Source organism: Mesorhizobium qingshengii, assembly GCF_900103325.1.
Lineage (GTDB): Bacteria > Pseudomonadota > Alphaproteobacteria > Rhizobiales > Rhizobiaceae > Mesorhizobium > Mesorhizobium qingshengii.
This window is the reverse complement of the sequence record NZ_FMXM01000016.1, coordinates 20,349-38,241: the sequence shown is the minus strand read 5'-3', so window position 1 is coordinate 38,241 and position 17,893 is coordinate 20,349. Positions and strand designations below refer to the sequence as shown.

The 17,893-nt window shown below is 60.4% G+C and carries 14 protein-coding genes; 5 read left to right on the top strand and 9 right to left on the bottom strand.

The window, feature by feature from the left end; genetic code table 11:
• Positions 1-403 precede the first annotated feature (403 nt).
• On the top strand, positions 404-1,177 hold the full coding sequence (locus BLS48_RS23110) for a LuxR C-terminal-related transcriptional regulator (RefSeq protein ID WP_091582626.1): 774 nt from the start codon (positions 404-406) through the stop codon (positions 1,175-1,177).
• A gap of 218 nt (positions 1,178-1,395) precedes the next feature.
• The gene (locus BLS48_RS23105; protein WP_143019479.1) at positions 1,396-2,070 is read left to right on the top strand and encodes a Crp/Fnr family transcriptional regulator; all 675 of its coding nucleotides are present in this window, start codon (positions 1,396-1,398) and stop codon (positions 2,068-2,070) included.
• Positions 2,071-2,110: 40 nt separating this feature from the next.
• Here BLS48_RS23105 and BLS48_RS23100 read toward each other — a convergent pair whose 3' ends face one another.
• Positions 2,111-3,307, bottom strand: coding sequence for an acyltransferase family protein (locus BLS48_RS23100; protein ID WP_143019478.1), 1,197 nt, complete (start codon positions 3,305-3,307; stop codon positions 2,111-2,113).
• 579 nt (positions 3,308-3,886) lie between these two features.
• On the opposite strand from BLS48_RS23100, the gene BLS48_RS23095 reads away from it, so the two are divergent.
• The gene (locus tag BLS48_RS23095) at positions 3,887-5,977 is read left to right on the top strand and encodes an acyltransferase family protein (RefSeq protein WP_091582617.1); all 2,091 of its coding nucleotides are present in this window, start codon (positions 3,887-3,889) and stop codon (positions 5,975-5,977) included.
• Positions 5,978-5,991: 14 nt separating this feature from the next.
• On the opposite strand, the gene BLS48_RS23090 is transcribed toward BLS48_RS23095, so the two are convergent.
• The 7 genes from BLS48_RS23090 to BLS48_RS23060 are packed head-to-tail and all read right to left on the bottom strand — an operon-like array spanning position 5,992 to position 12,868.
• Complete coding sequence (locus BLS48_RS23090) at positions 5,992-7,095, bottom strand: NeuD/PglB/VioB family sugar acetyltransferase (protein ID WP_091582614.1); 1,104 nt, start codon at positions 7,093-7,095, stop codon at positions 5,992-5,994.
• A 6-nt stretch (positions 7,096-7,101) separates the two neighbouring features.
• Positions 7,102-8,034 (bottom strand): alpha-ketoacid dehydrogenase subunit beta, encoded by a 933-nt coding sequence (locus tag BLS48_RS23085; RefSeq protein ID WP_091582611.1) that lies wholly within the window; start codon positions 8,032-8,034, stop codon positions 7,102-7,104.
• 3 nt (positions 8,035-8,037) lie between these two features.
• The gene (locus tag BLS48_RS23080; protein ID WP_208604661.1) at positions 8,038-9,045 is read right to left on the bottom strand and encodes a thiamine pyrophosphate-dependent dehydrogenase E1 component subunit alpha; all 1,008 of its coding nucleotides are present in this window, start codon (positions 9,043-9,045) and stop codon (positions 8,038-8,040) included.
• Positions 9,045-10,220 carry a DegT/DnrJ/EryC1/StrS family aminotransferase gene (locus BLS48_RS23075; RefSeq protein ID WP_091582604.1) on the bottom strand — a complete coding sequence of 392 codons (1,176 nt, stop codon included), beginning with the start codon at positions 10,218-10,220 and terminating at the stop codon, positions 9,045-9,047. The genes BLS48_RS23080 and BLS48_RS23075 overlap by 1 nt, the downstream gene beginning before the upstream one ends.
• A gap of 22 nt (positions 10,221-10,242) precedes the next feature.
• On the bottom strand, positions 10,243-10,920 hold the full coding sequence (locus BLS48_RS23070; RefSeq protein ID WP_091582601.1) for a PIG-L deacetylase family protein: 678 nt from the start codon (positions 10,918-10,920) through the stop codon (positions 10,243-10,245).
• The gene (locus BLS48_RS23065) at positions 10,917-11,579 is read right to left on the bottom strand and encodes a sugar transferase (protein ID WP_091582598.1); all 663 of its coding nucleotides are present in this window, start codon (positions 11,577-11,579) and stop codon (positions 10,917-10,919) included. The genes BLS48_RS23070 and BLS48_RS23065 overlap by 4 nt, the downstream gene beginning before the upstream one ends.
• Positions 11,576-12,868: a polysaccharide biosynthesis/export family protein gene (locus BLS48_RS23060; protein ID WP_167365213.1), complete on the bottom strand. Its 1,293-nt coding sequence runs from the start codon at positions 12,866-12,868 to the stop codon at positions 11,576-11,578. Before BLS48_RS23060 ends, BLS48_RS23065 begins: the two co-directional genes overlap by 4 nt.
• Positions 12,869-13,000: 132 nt before the next feature.
• Here BLS48_RS23060 and BLS48_RS35095 point away from each other — a divergent pair, with 132 nt between their 5' ends.
• A complete protein-coding gene (locus tag BLS48_RS35095; protein ID WP_143019476.1) occupies positions 13,001-14,314 on the top strand; it encodes a glycosyltransferase in 1,314 nt (437 codons plus the stop codon).
• A 24-nt stretch (positions 14,315-14,338) separates the two neighbouring features.
• Positions 14,339-15,511, top strand: a complete 1,173-nt coding sequence (locus BLS48_RS23040) for a glycosyltransferase family 4 protein (protein ID WP_091582586.1) — start codon at positions 14,339-14,341, stop codon at positions 15,509-15,511.
• A gap of 46 nt (positions 15,512-15,557) precedes the next feature.
• Here the strand turns inward: BLS48_RS23040 and BLS48_RS23035 are convergent, their stop codons facing one another.
• Complete coding sequence (locus BLS48_RS23035) at positions 15,558-17,849, bottom strand: GumC family protein (RefSeq protein ID WP_091582583.1); 2,292 nt, start codon at positions 17,847-17,849, stop codon at positions 15,558-15,560.
• Positions 17,850-17,893: the final 44 nt, after the last annotated feature.

Genomic DNA, 17,893 nt, shown 5'->3' with positions numbered 1-17,893 from the left:
GTTACCACTTTGCTCCACAATGGTACATTTGCAGCTTTGCTTGACCCGTTTGGAGATAGCGGCGAACGTTGCAGCTTTGAAAGTGGCAATGCATCAAATATCGGTCTACAATTTGGGGCATAGGCTGCATCCGGCTTAGCCGACTATCCATCCTGTTGACGGGTACGCCTTTCGGTGAGGTCGGTCCGACGCTTCGACAGCTGTCCGCCTCGGAACTGACCCTCACGAATACGCAATTATATTCACGCTGTGCGTTTTGTCACACCGCGCTCCCAATCCACAAGTTATTACTAATACCTTAAGAAGGTAGGTTCCTAAGGGATTAAGGAGGTGGCTCTCGAAGTCGAATTCTACGTTGGGGTGAATTCTACGTCGCAGTGAAAACTCGGGTTGGGGGTAAGCCATGACAATTCTGTCGAACAACGATCAGCCGATCAATACCGATCTGGCTCTCTATTCAGCTGTTGCCAATACCAATCATATGGGACCTGCTCCCTTACGGGAGGGGATGGAGATAGCGATCATCGACGATCGGCCGCTGATGTGCGACTGCTTCGCCAGAAGCCTCGAACTGATCGAGCCATCATTTCGCATCCAACGCTATCCGACCGTCGAAGCGTTCGACGCCGCGAGTCCGGAGGAGACCGAACGGGTTTCGACGGTCTTGCTGTGCGTCATGTGGTCGAATTCTCACGCGGACTATCATCTTTCACGGATTGCCCATCTCAAGGCAACCAGACCGTCTCTGGGAATCGTGATGCTGTCGGATATCGAGAACTTTGACGATATCGTCAAAGCGGTGGAAAGCGGCACGCGTGGCTACATTCCCACGAGCGTCAGCTTGCAGGTTGCCGCAAAGGCGATCCAGCTTGTCGCGGCGGGCGGGACCTTCATACCGCCCAGTGTTCTCTTCAGTTCGGGCCAGGCAATCAGGGACAGCCAACCAGCCAAGCAACCGCAGAGCGACAATGTTTTTACGTCGCGCCAGATGTCGGTGATCGAAGCGTTGCGTCGAGGCAAGGCAAACAAGGTTATCGCATACGAACTCAACATGTGCGAAAGCACAGTCAAGGTGCACATCCGCAATGTGATGAAAAAGCTACGCGCCAGAAATCGTACCGAGGTAGCTTATATCCTTAACACGACGCCATATGATGGTGTTACCATGCGGAATTGAGACATGGCTGCCGCCTCGGTCAAAGGGTGATGTTTTTTTGCCCGCGGCAACCATGCTGGATGGCTTTCTCAGGCCCACAACCTTGAGGGCCTGCGGGGATTTCAACATTTTGCAAGGGGCGAGGAAAGGTGAAACAGCCGGCTGAGCGATATTCCGTTCCGCGGACTGAGAGGGAGGCCGCTCCCGCGGCTGATCGGAACACGTTACAAAGCCTGGATTTGAGCGATATCGAACATTTCCACGCAGTTCGTCCATCCACGCTGGCCGAGATGAACCGCCGCTGTCATTGGTTCCATCTCGATGACGGTGATGTCCTGATCCCGGCCGGCGAAAAAGTCGATCGGGTTTTCTTTCTTCTGGATGGCGAACTCCGCTTCCCTGTTTACACCCGCACAGGCAAGATCGTGTGGCTCCCATCGGCGCACCAGGGATCACTCGTCAACGGAGCAGCTCTGAGCGGCGAACTTCCTCTGGTGCCTTATTCGATTGAAGCAGCGGGACCATGCACCATCGCTTCCATCGGAAGTCGGACCTTCCTGGATATAATCAAGAACGATCCCGAGGCGCTTCAGGCCCTCGTCCAAATGTTGGTCGAGCGCCAGCACCTGATTGTCGAGCATATCGTTGAACTCTCGACACTCAGCGTGCGATCGCGCGTTCATAGCGAATTGCTGCGCTTGTGTGCTGAAAATATCGAGACGGGCGGTTCGGCCGTCATTTCTCCCATTCCCACACACACGGATTTGGCCAATCGCATCGGTACGCATCGTGAAGCCGTGGCCCGCGAGCTCAGCTACCTGCAGAGTGTCGGAATAGTCCTGCGCCGCGCAAAGGAGCTTCTTGTGCCCGATGTGTCCCGCCTGACGGACTTGCTGGCAAGGTCCGACGACTAATCGGCCATGGTGGTTTCAAACCAGTGCTGCAGCGGCGCTCTTATCCCCGCAGCCAGGCGGATCTTTTGGTGTTCAAGGCCAGCCACAGCCGCGCGGCACTGGGTTGCGCTGTCGAGCGATAGATCTTCTGATGATAGACGAACTCATAGGGCCACAGTTCGAGGGTACGGTTCGCGAAGTGCGTGAGGATCCAGGTGATCGCCCCTGTCACGACAATGAAGGCGCCCATCGAGACTGCGACGTTGGCGGTGAAGAGATGAGCGTGCGAGAAGGCCGCGCGGGATAGGAAATACGTGTAGGGATGCACCAGATAGAGGCTGTAGCTGACCGTCCCGAAGTAGCGCAGGAGCCGGTTGCCGAGCAACAGCGCCGTCAAGCTGTTCCGCGATACCGCAAGGCAGAAGTAAAGCGCCGTCGCCGCAACCAGCAAGGGTACCTCGGCATTCTGGAAATCGGACCAATGATAGTCGTAGTGGCCGCGGGTCGAAAGAAAGACGCAGGCTGCGAGGGCCGCGCTCTCGGCAAGGCGGTGGTGACCACGACTTACCCATTCATATCGGTCGTGGGCGAGGCGGATCAGACCCCCCGCGAGAAAATACAGGGCGATCGGATACCTGGCGATAAAAAGCGCGGCAAGGAGGCTTAGGGCGGCCAGGCCAAGCTTGCTAGGGCGACGAACAGCCAGGAACACGAACGCTGCCATAAACACGTAGAACCAGACTTCGAAAGTCAGGCTCCATGCATTCGGAGTCAGCTGCTCGGTGCGGGCGAGAAGATTCAGGAATGTCAATCCAGCCAGAACCGACGTGAGATTGTTGGTTTCGGGATAAAGGTTCGTTGTGGCGTTCAGCAGGATGAAAAGCACGCTGAACGCGAAGAACAGAGGATAGAGTCGCATGAAGCGTCGGGCGGCAAACTCAGTTGGGCTGTAGCGTATCGCGCTCGGCAGGATAACGAAGCCGCTGATGACGAAGAAAAGACAAACCCCGAAAGTGCCGAAGTTCCAGAACGGCGTGATGCCGTCGACATAGGCCGCATTGGAGGCGTAGACGTGCTCTGCCGTGCCACCCAGGAGATGCGCGAAGAACACCATGAGCGACGCGATGCCGCGCAACCCATGCGCGGCTATATTGAACGAATTGTCGCCAATTGGCTTCGCGGATGGCTTCGCGGCCGCTTCAGCGGCCAAATGCTGGGTATCCGACAGTCTCACAGGGCTGGAATGGGTGGCAGCCATCTTGAGCTTCAAACCTGACCTTGGCAGATCGTTTCACCCTACAGCAGTCCATGTCTTGCAATCCTTGGGGAAATAGGCGGATACCCCCAGCCCAAAAGTGGGGGGCAGCCAGGAACAATTGACCGGAATGGTTAGCCAGGGTGGGCGGAAGCCGTCGACGGAAGATCCGGTCGAGACACGGATCAAGATCGTCCAGCGTCATGATCGCGGCATGCCTGATGGCGGTCGTCGGGAGCTGTTGCGAGATGGGGTGCGCTGCCGCCGCCGGATGTGGGCGGTGCCCCAACCGCGGCTTGGGCATTACAAAACCTTTCAGCGGATCGTCGGCCACGTAAACGCGGCTGACGCCCCACGGCTCTGCCCAGCTTTCGATCTTTTGAGAAGCAGGCGGATGTGGCTCGCCGAACCCGGATCCCAAGTGGCCCGTGCAGACAGTAAGTCAAATGCCTTCGAGAATGCGGGCTCCCGCCTGCGTCAAGAATGGCCAGCCGCCCTTCGCCCGTTTGTCCGATTTAAGGCACGTACTACCCCTTTATTGCGGGCGGGTATCAGCACGTAGGCGCGCTATACAGGGTCAGTATGCCAACCTACCAAGATCATAGGCCCAGCCTCGCTGCTGGTGTGATGTTGGACTCTCGGAAACTCCCGGGGTCGGCATCGCAACATGCAGCCCTGGCGGCTCCAGCCTACCGAGCCGACATTGATGGTCTACGCGCCATCGCTGTCGTTTCGGTTGTGCTGTTCCACGCCGGTTTCACCGTGTTCAGCGGCGGATATGTCGGCGTCGATATCTTCTTCGTCATCTCCGGCTACCTGATAACCCAATTGATCGCCAGGGATTTGCGAGCAGGCGAGTTCTCGGTCTGGCATTTCTATGAGCGGCGTATACGGCGCATTTTTCCGGCGTTGTTCGCCATGCTGGCGGTCTGTACGTTGGCATGCGCCTTCATCTTCCTGCCTGATGACTTCAGGCGCTTCGGTCGCAACTCCGTTACCACGGCCCTCTTCTCGTCCAACATCGGGTTTTGGCTGAAGACGGGTTATTTTGACGGGGAAACTTACGACCAGCCACTCATTCACACCTGGTCACTGGCGGTGGAGGAGCAGTTCTACATCCTGTTTCCACTGTTCTTGATATCCATCTGGTGGCTGGGAGTTCGCAATGTTCGCATCCTCCTGGCGAGTGCGGCAGGAATTTCGTTTCTCGCAACTGTCATGGTGATGCAGTACGACGCTACTGCCGCCTTTTACCTCACTCCGTTCAGGGCGTGGGAGTTGCTGTTGGGCAGCCTCCTGGCGCTTGGAATCTTCCCATGCCTCGCCAGGCGCTGGCAGTGCGAGGTGGCGACAGGGGCCGGATTGCTGCTGATCCTTGCTGCCGTGTTGCGCTATTCCGATGTGACGTCATTCCCCGGCGTCGCGGCACTCCTTCCATGCTTCGGCGCTGCCCTTGTCATTCACGGAGGAAGTGCTGCGAACTGCTCAGTCACACGACTGATTTCAACAAGGCCGTTCGTCGGCGTGGGTCTGATAAGCTACTCCCTGTATCTTTGGCATTGGCCGCTGATTGTTCTGGTTGGTTATCTGGCAATCGATCAGCTCAGTTCGCTTAAGTCTGCCGCCCTGGTGGCTGCCTCATTCACGCTGGCGTTCATGTCCTGGCGATACATCGAGCGCCCGTTGCGGGTACCGTCGCGGGTAGCCCGCCCCGTGCCAGTCTTGGCTGGAGGCGCTTTGGCCATCGTCGCCGTGGCAATGACCGGTTCGGTCATCTATCTGGACAATGGCTGGCCGACCCGCTTCTCCAAGGATGTGAATGTGTTGTCCAGCTATGCCTTGTCCGCCAATCCTGAAGCGGATGAATGCGCAAACGTGTCTCTTCAGCTGGCTGCGAATTCCCCCTGTACGATAGGCGCCTCCGCGAATGCCCGGATCTTTCTATGGGGAGATTCTCATGCGGGGGCGATGTTCGGTGCAATGTCGGAGCTGGCCGCGCATGGCGCAAGCACGGTCTACGGCGCGACCCCCCGTTGTCCCCCTCTCCTGGGCGTCGGAACGGACCGAAATTGCATCCGGGGAAACGATTTGCGGCTTAGATACGCACTCGGCCACCCGGAGTTGAAGACAGTCATAATCGCTGCCAGATGGTCCCTCTATCTCGAGGGCCGCGCGATCGAACTGGGACCAGCGGAACGAAACGGCAATCTACCGCAGTTGCAGGACCGGAATGGCGTTCAATTCGACCGCTTCTCCGTCGAGGCGCGTCAAGCTTTCGAAACATCGCTCAGGAGAACCGTGGGTCGACTCCTGCAAGCCGGGAAAAAGGTGGTCATCGTCTACCCTGTCCCGGAGGTGGGTTATGACGTGCCCTCCACGGCTGCCCGGCTCGTAGCGCAGGGCCATGCCTTGCGGGGCCATGCCCTGTCCAGCTTCAGCATACCAGAAAGCCTCTATCGGGAACGACAGCAGATTGCATTTGGTATTTTGGACAGGCTGGGCCGACATGTCGGCCTCATTCGCGTATATCCGACGCAAGTACTTTGTCCGCAGGACCGGTGTGTTGCCATAATGGATGGGAAACCGCTGTACTTTGACAGCCACCACCTCAGCATCCCGGGTTCCAGGACACTCGTGCCATTGTTTGCAAGAGCTTTGCAACGAGGCGCCTGACGCCTCGACAGGCACTAGCGGAGGTGTCGGCGACCCTGAGCGTCAACGATGGTATTGTCTCCGACGTTGGCGCTGATGTGCGCGCCGTTGTGGATCAGGCAGTCGGCGCCGATCTGGACGCCCAGCAGCACGGTTGCGCCCATTCCCACGACAGTCCTCGCTCCGACGCTCACGCCGCCGGCGAGGATGGCGCCCGGGGTCAGGTGCGCACTGTCCTGCACGATGCTATCGTGGCAGACTATGCTTCCCTGGTTGACGATGACGTTGTTGCCGATCGTACAGCGCGGACCGATGCTCGCGCCGGCCAGAATATGACAGCCATGTCCGATCCTGGTTGCCTTGGAGACGATCGCGGAAGGGTGGATCACAGGCGGCAGAACGAAGCCCATGGCCAGGGCGCGTTCAAACATCGCCCGCCTCACCTCGCTTGACTGCGCACCCCCGATGCCGATGAAGGCGTAGCGCGTGCCCTCGGCGAGCAAACGCTCCAGGCACTCTTCCGTACCGATCACCGAAATGCCGCCGCAGACGTGCTGCCCAACAGGCAGAGCGTGATCGGTGCAGCCGAGGATGTCGTATCCGGATCCATCGAGGGCATCGATCAGACAGGCGGCGTGGCCGCCGCCACCGATGATGACGGCCCGCCGCGTGGACCCGGAAGGAATGACGGGCTGGAACTCGTCCGGTCCTGCCACCATGGCCCCGGATCGGCGGCCGGCCGCCGCGCGCACCTCGGCTTCGCCGATGCGGCCGTTGGAGGGACTGACATCCGCAAGGTCGATCCCAAGCTCGGACGCGGCCTTGCGGGCTTTGGCCGTTATCGCGATCTCGTTGACGCCGACATTGGCCGTGCTGGTCGTACCGGATGCGGCATTCGCATTTTCGTCGACGATTTCGCACAGCACCGCGCCGACAGTGACGAAGTCACCGACCTTGCTGTCGAGCCGGCCGATAATCCCTGCCTCCGGAGCATAAACCTCAACCGCGGCCTTCGTGGTCTCGAGGACGAAGAGAATAGCCCCTTCCTCGACCCTCTCACCCTGCACGACCCTGATCTCGATCAGCTGAAGATTGTCCTCGTTGGCGTTAACCCGCGGGGCTTCGACAAGCACACTCATGAACGCTTAGCCTCTCGTGAACAGATCGATGCAGGCCGCCTGGATGGCGTTCACACCCGGCAGCAGATCGTCCTCCCATTCGCGGCTGGAGGGAATGGGGTGATCCGGTCCGGCCAATGCGCTGAAGTGCTTGACCCGGCCGATCAGGGCTCGGGCGCATTCGGATGCGAAGCCCCAGCCGGGAGAGCCTTCCTCCACGGCGATAACGCGGCTGCAATTGCCGACCTGGCTCAGGATATCCTCGCCAGGAAATGGCGACAGCTGTTCAACGGCCACCACGGCGGTCGCGATTTCTTCCTCTTCAGAGAGCTTGTTTGCGGCCGCAACCGCGTGCTCGACGCAACCCCCATAAGTCAGGATCACGATGTCTGCATCCGGAGGACGTGGAAGCGCGGCCGCGCCGAGCACGGGCCTCGAATACATGACCTTGTTTTCGATGATCAGGTGAGGGGATCGGGAAGCGAAGGCCCGATGCAATAGCGCACCCGGATCCGCATACTCATGCGTGGCAAGCACTGTAAGGCCGGGCACGCCGCAAAAATGCTTTTCCAGACTTTGCGAGTGCGTCGGCCCGTAGCCGCGCCGCCCACCCATGGGAGCGCGGATAATGATGGGGACCTCAACCTGATCGTTATACATCCAGCGGAACTTGGCAGCGTGATTGATGATCTGGTCGGCGGCAAGGGCGATGAAATCTCCGAACATCAGCTCGACGATCGCGGGCCTGCCTTTGAGGGCCAGCCCAGCCGCCATGCCGACAATGCTACCCTCGCTGATCGGCGTGGTCCAGACACGATCCCGATAGGCCGAGGAAAGTCCCTTGGTGACTTTGAATGCGCCGCCATAGGGATCGATAATGTCCTCGCCCAGTATCACCAGGCGCAGGTTGGCTTCCATGAGATCGTGAAGCGCGCGATTGATCGACTCGACGACACGCATGGGTCAGCCTCGCGCCATGGCAGCAGCGGCGGCGGATTCGACCGCGCGGTCCACGACAGATCGACAAAAGGCGTCGATCTCCTCGAAGTTCGCGACGCGCCGGCGCATCGGGGGGATCGGATCCCTGGCTCGAGCTTGCTCGAGGCGCAAGGCTGGCCGAGTGTCATCTCCCTTGCTGTGCGGACCAATCCGTTCGGTTCGCAAATAGAGCCAGCAGGGGCGGGATTCGGCGCGGACATAGCTTACCGCCTCTTGGGCAAGCTCGCATATCTCGACCGGATCGTTGCCATCATAGGCGAAGCTGCGGATACCGAACGGTTCGGCCCTGGCGACGATCGAACCGGAGACGGTCAGATTCTTGGGCGTCGTTTGCGCGATTTCGTTGTCCTCGATCACAAAAAGGACTGGGGCACCGAAAATGGCGGCGAGGTTCAAGCTCTCGTAAACGGCTCCCTCACCCATCGTGCCATCGCCCAGGAAGACCACCGCGACAGCGCCCTCGTCCTTTCGCGCCAGCGCGCTGCCAACCGCCACGGGCGCTATGCCCCCCTGGATGCCATTTGAGTGGAAGTTGCGGAAACACAGATGCTGACTGCCGCCGCGTCCCCCGCAAATGCCTGTCACTCGCCCCATGATCTCGGCTATCAGGCCTTCGACTTCGCCCGAATAGGCAATGAAATGACCATGGCAGCGGTGGTTGCTCCAAATAATATCGCGGTCCCGGTCGAGGGCGTTCACCACCCCCACCGCATTGGCTTCCTGTCCAATGGACGTGTGCGTCGTGCCGAACAGGAGCCCCTGGGAAAAAAGATCGAGCAAGCGCTCCTCGACGAGCCGGATGAGCATCATCTGCTGATAAAGCCGGACCTCGATCGGCAATTCGAACCCGAGCAGCGTATTGCCTGCCTTGGGAAGGGCAAGGTTCTGCAATGCCGAAGTCGTCACGATTCTCAGCTCTCCAAGGGAAGACGCTGGAACGTCTCTATCTTTCCTGATCGCATGCTCGTTCATCATGCCGCCTCGAGCTGGCGAGCGGCCCCTACCAGGATGGATCGCGCCGTCGATGCCGCCGCCGTCGTCTCCTCGGTCGTCCAGGACGGGTCGACCAGGAAGGCTATGCTTGTTTCCCCGAGCTGGCGCGCGACCGGAAGACGTTCGGGAGGTGCCACGCCGGCATCCGCGAAGGCATGTTCCAGATAGATCTCGGAGCAGCTTCCCGAGAAGCATGGAACGCCTGCCGCATTGATGGCCGCGATCAGCTCGTCACGCGACCATCCCGAGGAGAGCATCTCCGGCTTGATATAGAAATAGCATCGATACCAGGCATGCCGGTGCGCCGGATCGAGCCGGGGCGCGCGCAGCATCGGCAGATCGGCAAGCGTCCTCAACCAGATGTCGGCATTTTGCTCGCGCTGACGAACCCAGTCGGGCAGGCGTTCGAGTTGCCGCAAGCCGAGCACGGCCTGGATCGATGTCATGCGCCAGTTGGTGCCGATGCTGTCATGCAGCCAGCGAAACCCGGTCGCCCGATGTGGGGCAAAGACCAGATTGTAGTTCTTGCCGTGATCCTTGAGGCTCCAGGCGGCGAGCCACAATTTCCTGTCGTCCATTGCGACAAGCCCACCCTCGCCGCCGGTCGTGATGATCTTGTCCTGGCAGAACGAAAACGCCGCAATGTCGCCGAAGGAGCCGATTGGTCGTCCGTTGTATTCGGCTCCATGCGCCTGGGCGCAATCCTCGATGACCTTGATGCCGCTGCGCTTTGCAAGTGCCATGATCGGCGCCATGTCGCATGGCCACCCGGCGATGTGCACGACAATGACGGCCTTCGTTCGCGCCGTTATCTTCGGTGCGATCGTTTCAGCCGAGAGGTTGCCCGAGATCGGATCGACATCCGCGAAAACAGGTGTTGCGCCGGCAAACATGACGCAAGCAGCGGAGGCGACGAAACTGCGGGGCGTCACGATGACCTCGTCGCCGGCGCCGATGTGGAGGATTTTCATGGCAAGATCCAGCGCGAGCGAGCCATTGGCCAGCGCCACCGCATGACGTCGGCCGAGGCTGCGTGCATAGGCTCGTTCGAAGGTCTTCACATGGTCGCCTGTCCAGGCGTTCACCCGGCCCGATCGCAGAACCTCGACCACATCGGCTATCTGCTCTTCGTCATAGATTGGCCAGCGTTTCATCTTGGAACACTCCAGCTAGAACTCAGATGACATTTCTCAAAAGGACGAAGGCCTCGGCCGCCCTCAAATGGACGGCGGTGCCCCTGACAATCGCCAGCGCCCGCAAGGTTTCGATCGAGCGCTCGTGCGGGAAGGCCTTTATCTGCGAGGCGAACATCGACGCGGCTTCGAGTTTGCGGGCGAGCGTGGCTTCGATGTCCATGAAGACGTTCGGCACGAAACTCGGCGTCACATAGGGTGCATTCCAGTTCGTCTCGGACACGGTCTCGTAAGCCATGATCGTCCGCGGGTATTGGGCTTGGACGGGACGAGCCGCTACCAGTGACGACAGGAAGATCAGCTGGTGGTCCATGTGCACATCGCCGACGAAGGGGATAAGCAGCGTGTCCGGCATGACCTCCCGCAACAGGGTCTGCAGCGCCGTGTTGAGGGTCGTGTGCGGCGTCTCGGCGATCTGGGCTGCCGGCAGATCAAGCCAGTGCGTCTGGCGTACGCCCAAATAGGTATGGGCCGCCGTCGCCTCACCGCGAACCCGTTGCGTCATCTCCTCGGTGAAGGCCGGTGGGCAGCCTCGCGTAACCACGGCAACATGGACTTCCCCGCCTTGTGCGGCCACCCGGGCCATCGTGCCGCCACACCCCAGGACCTCATCGTCCGGATGCGGCGCGATCACCAGAACTCGACCCAGGGCAGGGCTCATGACCGAACCGTCCCGGCGGGCATCGCCTTCACTGCGTGGTCGACATGGCGGCGGTCGACGCGTTCGCCCAACAGCGCGACTTGCACGGTCAGGACCAGAATGCGCAGATCGAGCCACAGGCTGCGGTTGCGCACATACCAGAGGTCAAGCGCCAGCTTCTCGCTGTTGGTGAGGCGGGTGTTGCCGTTCACCTGCGCCCATCCCGACAAGCCGGGACGGACCGTGCCACGAATACGCCCCAGCTCGCCGAACTCGGCGATAGTGGCCGGGAGCAACGGGCGCGGCCCGATGAAGGCCATGTCGCCTCTGGCTATAGAGAGAAGTTGCGGCAGCTCATCGATGCGTATGGAGCGCATGAGCCGCGTGGCTGGAGTCTCACGCAAGGCGTCAGGGAGCAGCGCGCCATCCACATCTCGCCCCTCATGCATCGTGCGAAACTTGCAGATCACGAAGGGGCGAGCTCCCAGCCCGCTGCGGGACTGGCGGAAAAACAGTGGACGGCCCAGACTCGCCCAGACTATAGCGGCAGCCACGATCCATAGCGGCAGGCTGAGAACCAAAAGCACCACCGAAGCAATCCGGCTGGGCAGCGCCCGGCCGAGCGGCACTCGCGCAGCCCAGTCGGCGGAACGGGCTATCGGGTTGCTCAGGCCGATCATTGCGTCGGTCCGACCTGGACGGTGGATGGGGTGGCCGCCACGGTCGCGTCCAGACGGTTTGCCATGTCCAAGGCACCGTCCAGCCGGTTTATTGACACCAGGATCGTGTCTCCGGCCGCAACCGGGTCGTCGAGGGTCACAACCTTCGTGGCGGTCTGGCCATTTACCTTGCGGCGGATCTGGTACGTGAACGCGATGGTGTTGTTGGTGCGTGTCTGCTCCGCCGCCAGTGAGCTCAACAGCAGGATCTGTTCCTCCGTCGACTCGCGGACCGCGATCAGGCGTTCGATTTCAGAGTTGTGGGCTTGAAGATCCGTCAGTGCCGTGTGCGTCCAGGTCTGGGTGGCATCGTCCAGGTCACGTTGCAACTGGCTCAATTCTCGGCGCACGGTCGACGCCTGATTGTAGATTTCAAGCAGATGCGACTGCTGCGTGGTGGCCTCGCGCTCGGCGTTGGAGAGGTCTGTAATTGTGACGAGACCTTTCTTGTTGAGGGCCCTGATGCGATCGAGATCGGCTTGCGCCGAAGCGATCACCGTCTTCTGGATGTCCGAAAGCTGTTGAACATTGGCGAGGGCGACGTTCACTTCGTCGATCCCCTCCGAGAGCTGCTTGCGACGTGTGCTCAGCGCGTGTTGATCCGTTTCAAGGATGCGCTGCTCCGTAGGAAGCAGCGTTGCGATCAGATTGGCATTCATGAGGCCTTTGATCTTGGCCGGCAGATCCAGTTCCGAGATCTTGTCGCTGTTTGCCAATTGAGCCTTGATGCGCGCCGCGGCGATCGCTTCCTTGGCGATCTGCACCACGCTCTCATCAAGGGTTCCGCGCAGCCGGGCGCGCGTCACCACGCGGTCCTCGGCAGTGGCTCCGCCTGTCGACTGGCCGCCGGCAAGCGCCACCGCCTGCTCGACATTCAGTGCTGGCTGGTAAGGAAAAGAGCCTGGCGCCTTGACATCCCCAAGGACGAAAATCGGACGGAAGCTCACCACCGCCAAGGAGATCCGGGGATCGTTGAAGAACTGACGGTCAATGAAGGTCTTGCGAATCTGGCCCAGGGCTTCCGGCACTGTCAGGCCGGCGACCTCGAAACTGCCGATCAGCGGAATAATCACGGCGCCATCGCTGGCCACTGTCAGCTGTTCGGCAGGAAGCGTATCGTCAATGAAGTCAAACGACACTACGTCGCCGACCGAAAGCTTGTAGTCATCGCTGGCGGCGGCCCAGGCAGCAATCTGGGAACCCGCAAGGATCGCCGCAATCGCGAAAACCGCAATCCCTGCGTGCCCCAACGCTTTCGCGACGAATGTACTGGTCCAGGCGCCTATCGGCCGCCCGCTCCACCCGGCATTGCAACAAGATCCCATAGCAGCCCGCCACACAAATTTCCTGTGAAAGACCCTAGCGACACCTGCGCGAACGCAATGAGTCATACCTTTGGTGAAGCGGTGACAAATTTCGGTCTCGTGCCCACCCAATTTGGCCAACTGGATGTGAGTCGCAACCAACGTATGGTGCGGCTGGGTACCGTCGGCCGATTGAACGCTTCCTCTTGGCGTAGCGTTGCAGACAGCTGGGAAGCTTCCGTGCACACGAGTGTTCTTCACACAATAACCGGTCTCAACGTCGGCGGTGCCGAGATCATGCTTGCCCGTTTTCTAGGCAAGCTCGACCAAGATCGCTTCTCGTCTTCGGTTCTGTCCCTGCTTTCTCCTGGACCGTTGGCCGCACAGGTGGAGCATACAAAATCCAAGGTCATTTCGCTGGACATGGCGGAACGGCCGCGTCCAGGCGATGTCGTTCGGCTGACACGGTCGATAAGCAGGGCGGCGCCCGATCTCCTTCACGGCTGGATGTATCATGGCAACGTCGCGGCAATGCTCGGCTCGGTGCTAGGGCTCAATTTCTCACCGGTGATCTGGAGCATCCACCACACAATTCGCGATCTCGCCGACGAGAAACCGTTGACGCGCCAGCTGATCCGGCTTTCGGCCTGTCTGTCGAGTCGCACCAGCGCGATCTCATATTGCTCACGCGTCGCCGCTGCCGATCACGAGCGTCTGGGCTTTGATCCGCGCCGCAGGGTGGTCATCCCGAACGGGACCGATTGTGATCAGTTTTCTCCCTCGGCCGACGCCGGCGCGAAGCTGCGCCACCTGTTCGGTTTGCCGCCCGGACGGCTGATAATCGGACATGTGGCACGCTTTCATCCCATGAAGGACCAGGTCAGCCTGGTCCGGGCCATCGGCCGTCTGCTGGCGCTGGGGCACGACGTTCAGGGCGTGTTTATCGGAGACGGACATACCGACGGCCCGGTGCGGCTAGCCGCCCGCGAGCTCGGCATAGACGACCGTATTACAACGCCGGGCATTCGCGGTGACATCGCCGACCTCATGCCGGGCTTCGATGTCTATGCGCTTTGCTCGGCTTGGGGCGAGGCCTTTTCCCTTGCCGCGGGCGAGGCGATGGCGAGTGGCGTGCCGGCGGTGGTTACGGAGGTCGGCGACTCCGGCTGGCTGGTCGGCGACAGCGGAGTGGTCGTTCCGCCAGGGGATAGTGACGCACTGGCCGCGGGATTGATCAGGCTTGTCAAGCTTGAGCCGGCCGACCGTCGCGCTTTGGGTCAGCAAGCCCGTCGCCGCGTCATGGAGAACTTCTCTCTTCCGCTTTACGTCGGTCGGCACCTGGAACTCTACGACGCGGCTCTGGCGCGCCGTCACCATATCCCGGATCGATAGGAGCAATTGGTGGTTGCTGTGCATATGAATGGCCGAGATCATCCGCCGTCCGCCGCCGACAATGCGACGCGCCGCAAGCGGATCGTCGTGGTGGCGAGCCTGACGCGTTCGCTTGTCAACTTTCGCATCGAGCTGCTTAAAGCCATGGTCGCCGCGGGGCATGACGTCATCACGCTGGCCCCGGATGCGGATGAACAAGCGATCGCCAAGCTCCAGGAAATTGGCGTGACCTTCCGGCGAATTCCGATGGCCAGGGCAGGTACAAATCCGCTGGCCGATCTGCGAACGCTCAAGGCGCTCTACAGGCTGATGCGCCGCTTGGCCCCGGACATCGTCCTGGCCTACACGATGAAGCCGATCATCTATGGTGGGCTGGCTGCCCGCCTTGCCGGAGTACCTCGGCGGTTTGCACTCTTTACCGGGTTCGGCTTCATATTCAGCGGCAGCATGACGGGACTGCGCGCAACTGTTCTGCGCTGGTTGAGCATTGGTCTCTACCGCTCGGCTCTTGTCGGCTGCGAAGCTGTTTTCGCTTACAACGATGCCGACGCTTCCGACATCAGGCGCCATGGGATGGTCTCTGCGACGACGCCGGTGATCATGGTTCCAGGCTCAGGAGTGGACCTGACGCTGTTTGCCGCCAGCCGTCCACCGTCGGGACCTCCCGTCTTCCTTCTGATTGCTCGCCTGCTTCGCGAGAAGGGGATTGCCGAGTTTGCCGCCGCCGCGCGCATCCTGAAGACCAGGTACCGTACCGCCCGTTTCCAGATCCTCGGACCGTTCGATCCCAGCCCTCTCTCAATCTCGAAGGCCGAAATGGATGAGTGGACAAAGGAAGGCGCCGTGGAATATCTCGGCGAAACACACGATGTCGGCCCCTATCTGACTGCATCCACGGTGTTTGTGTTGCCTTCCTACTACCGGGAGGGCATCCCCCGCAGCGCGCTGGAGGCCTTGTCGACAGGCCGGCCAATAATCACGACCAACGCGCCTGGCTGTCAGGAAACGGTCATCGACGGTGAGAACGGTTTTCGGGTCGAGCCGCGAGATGTAGATGCTCTCGCCTCGGCGCAGCGGGCTTTTCTTGAAGATGAGCATCTCGCCGCAAAAATGGGCGCCAATTCAAGAAAGCTCGCGGAAGAACGCTTCGACGTTCACAAGGTGAACCATACCTTGCTCGAGGCTATGGGAATATAGCCGGTCGAGCGCGATCGGCTACGCGGCCATCGACAGTCACCGACAATCAAGCGGGGAAATAGCGCTTTATCTGCTGCCGTCTCATATAGGCCTTCCGCAGGGCGCCACGGGCCAGTTGGAAAGGGTCGACCCGATTCAACACCCAGCCGATCGATGGGCCGCCGGCGAACCGCAGGCGCTCGACAACCTGGGATAGAGCCTCTTGCGTGGTGCTGTCGCATGCGGCCACGACCACGATGGTGTCCACCGAGGCAGCAATCCTGATTGCGTCTTCGACAAAGAGCACGGGCGGTGCATCGATGATCACCACGTCGTACTCGAACCGGAATGCCTCCAGCAACTTGGCGAGTTGGCTGGAGTTGAGCAATTCAGGCGAAGTCAGGTCGTCGGCGGATGGCGCCAGCACATCCAGTTGCGGAATTTCAGGGAGCGTCTGAACGATTTCCGCCAGAGCGCAATCACCGTTCAGATAGTCGTTGAGTGTCTTGCTGGCGGAGCCAAGCCTCATGGCGCCGTGGAGGCTGCGGGTCCGCAGGTCCAGATCGATCAGCGCTGTCAGGGCGCCGTCCATTCCAGCTGCCATGGCAAGGCCCATTGCCGTCGTTGTCTTGCCTTCCTGCGGCAAGCCGGAGCTGACCAGGATAACATGTTTGCCTCGCCCGCCGTTCATCCGGGTGCAGGCACCGTAAAGCGATCGGAACGCGTCGGAAAAAGCCGACCGCGGTTGTGATAGCAAGGTTTCCAGAGGCGGCAGGGTGCGTTGCAGGAACTTCTGGGGCAACTGCGGAATTGACGCCAGAAGGGGAGCGCGGATCAGCTTCGATACCCGTCGCGAATCCCGTACCCGCACATCCATGCTTTCGAGGGTCAGCACAAGAATCAAGGCCAGGACAAGCGATGCGGTGAAACCGCCCGCAACCATCAAACGAAGCTTTGGAAAGGAGGGACTCGTCGGGATCTCTGCCGCGGAGACGGTGCGCACACCAGGCGCGACCGCTTCGGAAAACGGATCGAGGCTGCCGAGCCTGCCGGACACGAGGTCGTAGAGCTTTTGCTCGGTTGTCAGGTTGTTGTTGAGCTCACGCAGCTTTGCTTCCGCCAGGCTCCTTTGGCGCAGTTCTTCGTTGGAAGCCTCCAGGCTCTTGGTGAGCTGATCCACCCGGCCCTCGTCGACACGCACGTCATTTTCCAGGATGGCAATCGTGCGCAGCATCTCTTGAGAAATCATCGCACGGACGGCCGCTATCTTTGCATCGGCCTCCTGGACCAACGGATGATTTCGACCGTAGTTGCTGGCCAGTTGCGCGCGGTCCCTCATCGCGGTCGCTTCGTCGTTGCGCAACGACGTCAGAAAATCCGACGAGAGCAAGGGATCGACGTTGGCCCCGGTGTCGCCAGTCTTGGCCGCAAGCCTGACCTGGGCGAGGCGCGCTTGCGCTTGCGTGTACTCACCTCTCGCGGTGCTGAGCTGCTCATTGGCTTGCTGGATCGAGGCGCGCAGCAGATCATCGCGCGGATCGCTGGAGACACCATGTTCATTCGCGTATTTGGCGATCTGGCCTTCGATCGCGGCAATCCGTGACGCAACCTCGGTCGATTGCTGTCTCAAAAAGCCGACGGCGTCCTTGATGTCCTGCCGCTTGTTGTCACGAGACCATTCCACGAACAGCCTGGCCGTTGCATTGGCTATCTTGGCCGCGGTCGCTGCGTCGTCGTTGACGAACGAGATTGTCATCGCCGCGCTTTCGCCGGAACGGTCAACCGACAGGCTCGCCAGGTACAACGAAATCGCCCGGTCCTGCTGAACAGCCTTGGGCGGGAGAGACGTATCCTGTGTGTTGCCGCCGGTGACGAGAGCGAACATCTTTTGCGGTATCGAGGCGATCAAGCCAACGGCCTGCGACAGCAGCCCAGCGCCCGAAGTTCCACCGGCTGTGGCCGGCGGCAGATAGGTGTTGAAGTCAGGATCCTCGATGAGGTCGAGCCTGTCGACAACCAGGCTGGCAAATACGCGAGAGGTGATCAAATCCGCCTCGGTGTCCATCCGCGACTTGTCGGGCTGCTGGTTCGGCTGCGCCTGCGCGGTGTCGAGAGGATTGGGGTTGTCGGTTTCGACAACGATCATGGAACGAGCCGTATACGTCTTGGGAAGTTCGAGGGCGGTGACAAGCGCAAGGGCGGTCCCGGCAATGATGATCGCAATGATCAAGGGGAGGCGTCTGCGGAAGAGATTGTAGAGCTCCCGAACGCCGAATGTTCGTTCCTCCAATGGCTCGGACGAATCCTGAAGGAATGGTCCCAGTCGGTTCCACACGCTGTTTTCGTCGATCAAGCTCACAGATCACGCCCCTTAGATTTATCCTCGTCGGTCTCACCGGTCTT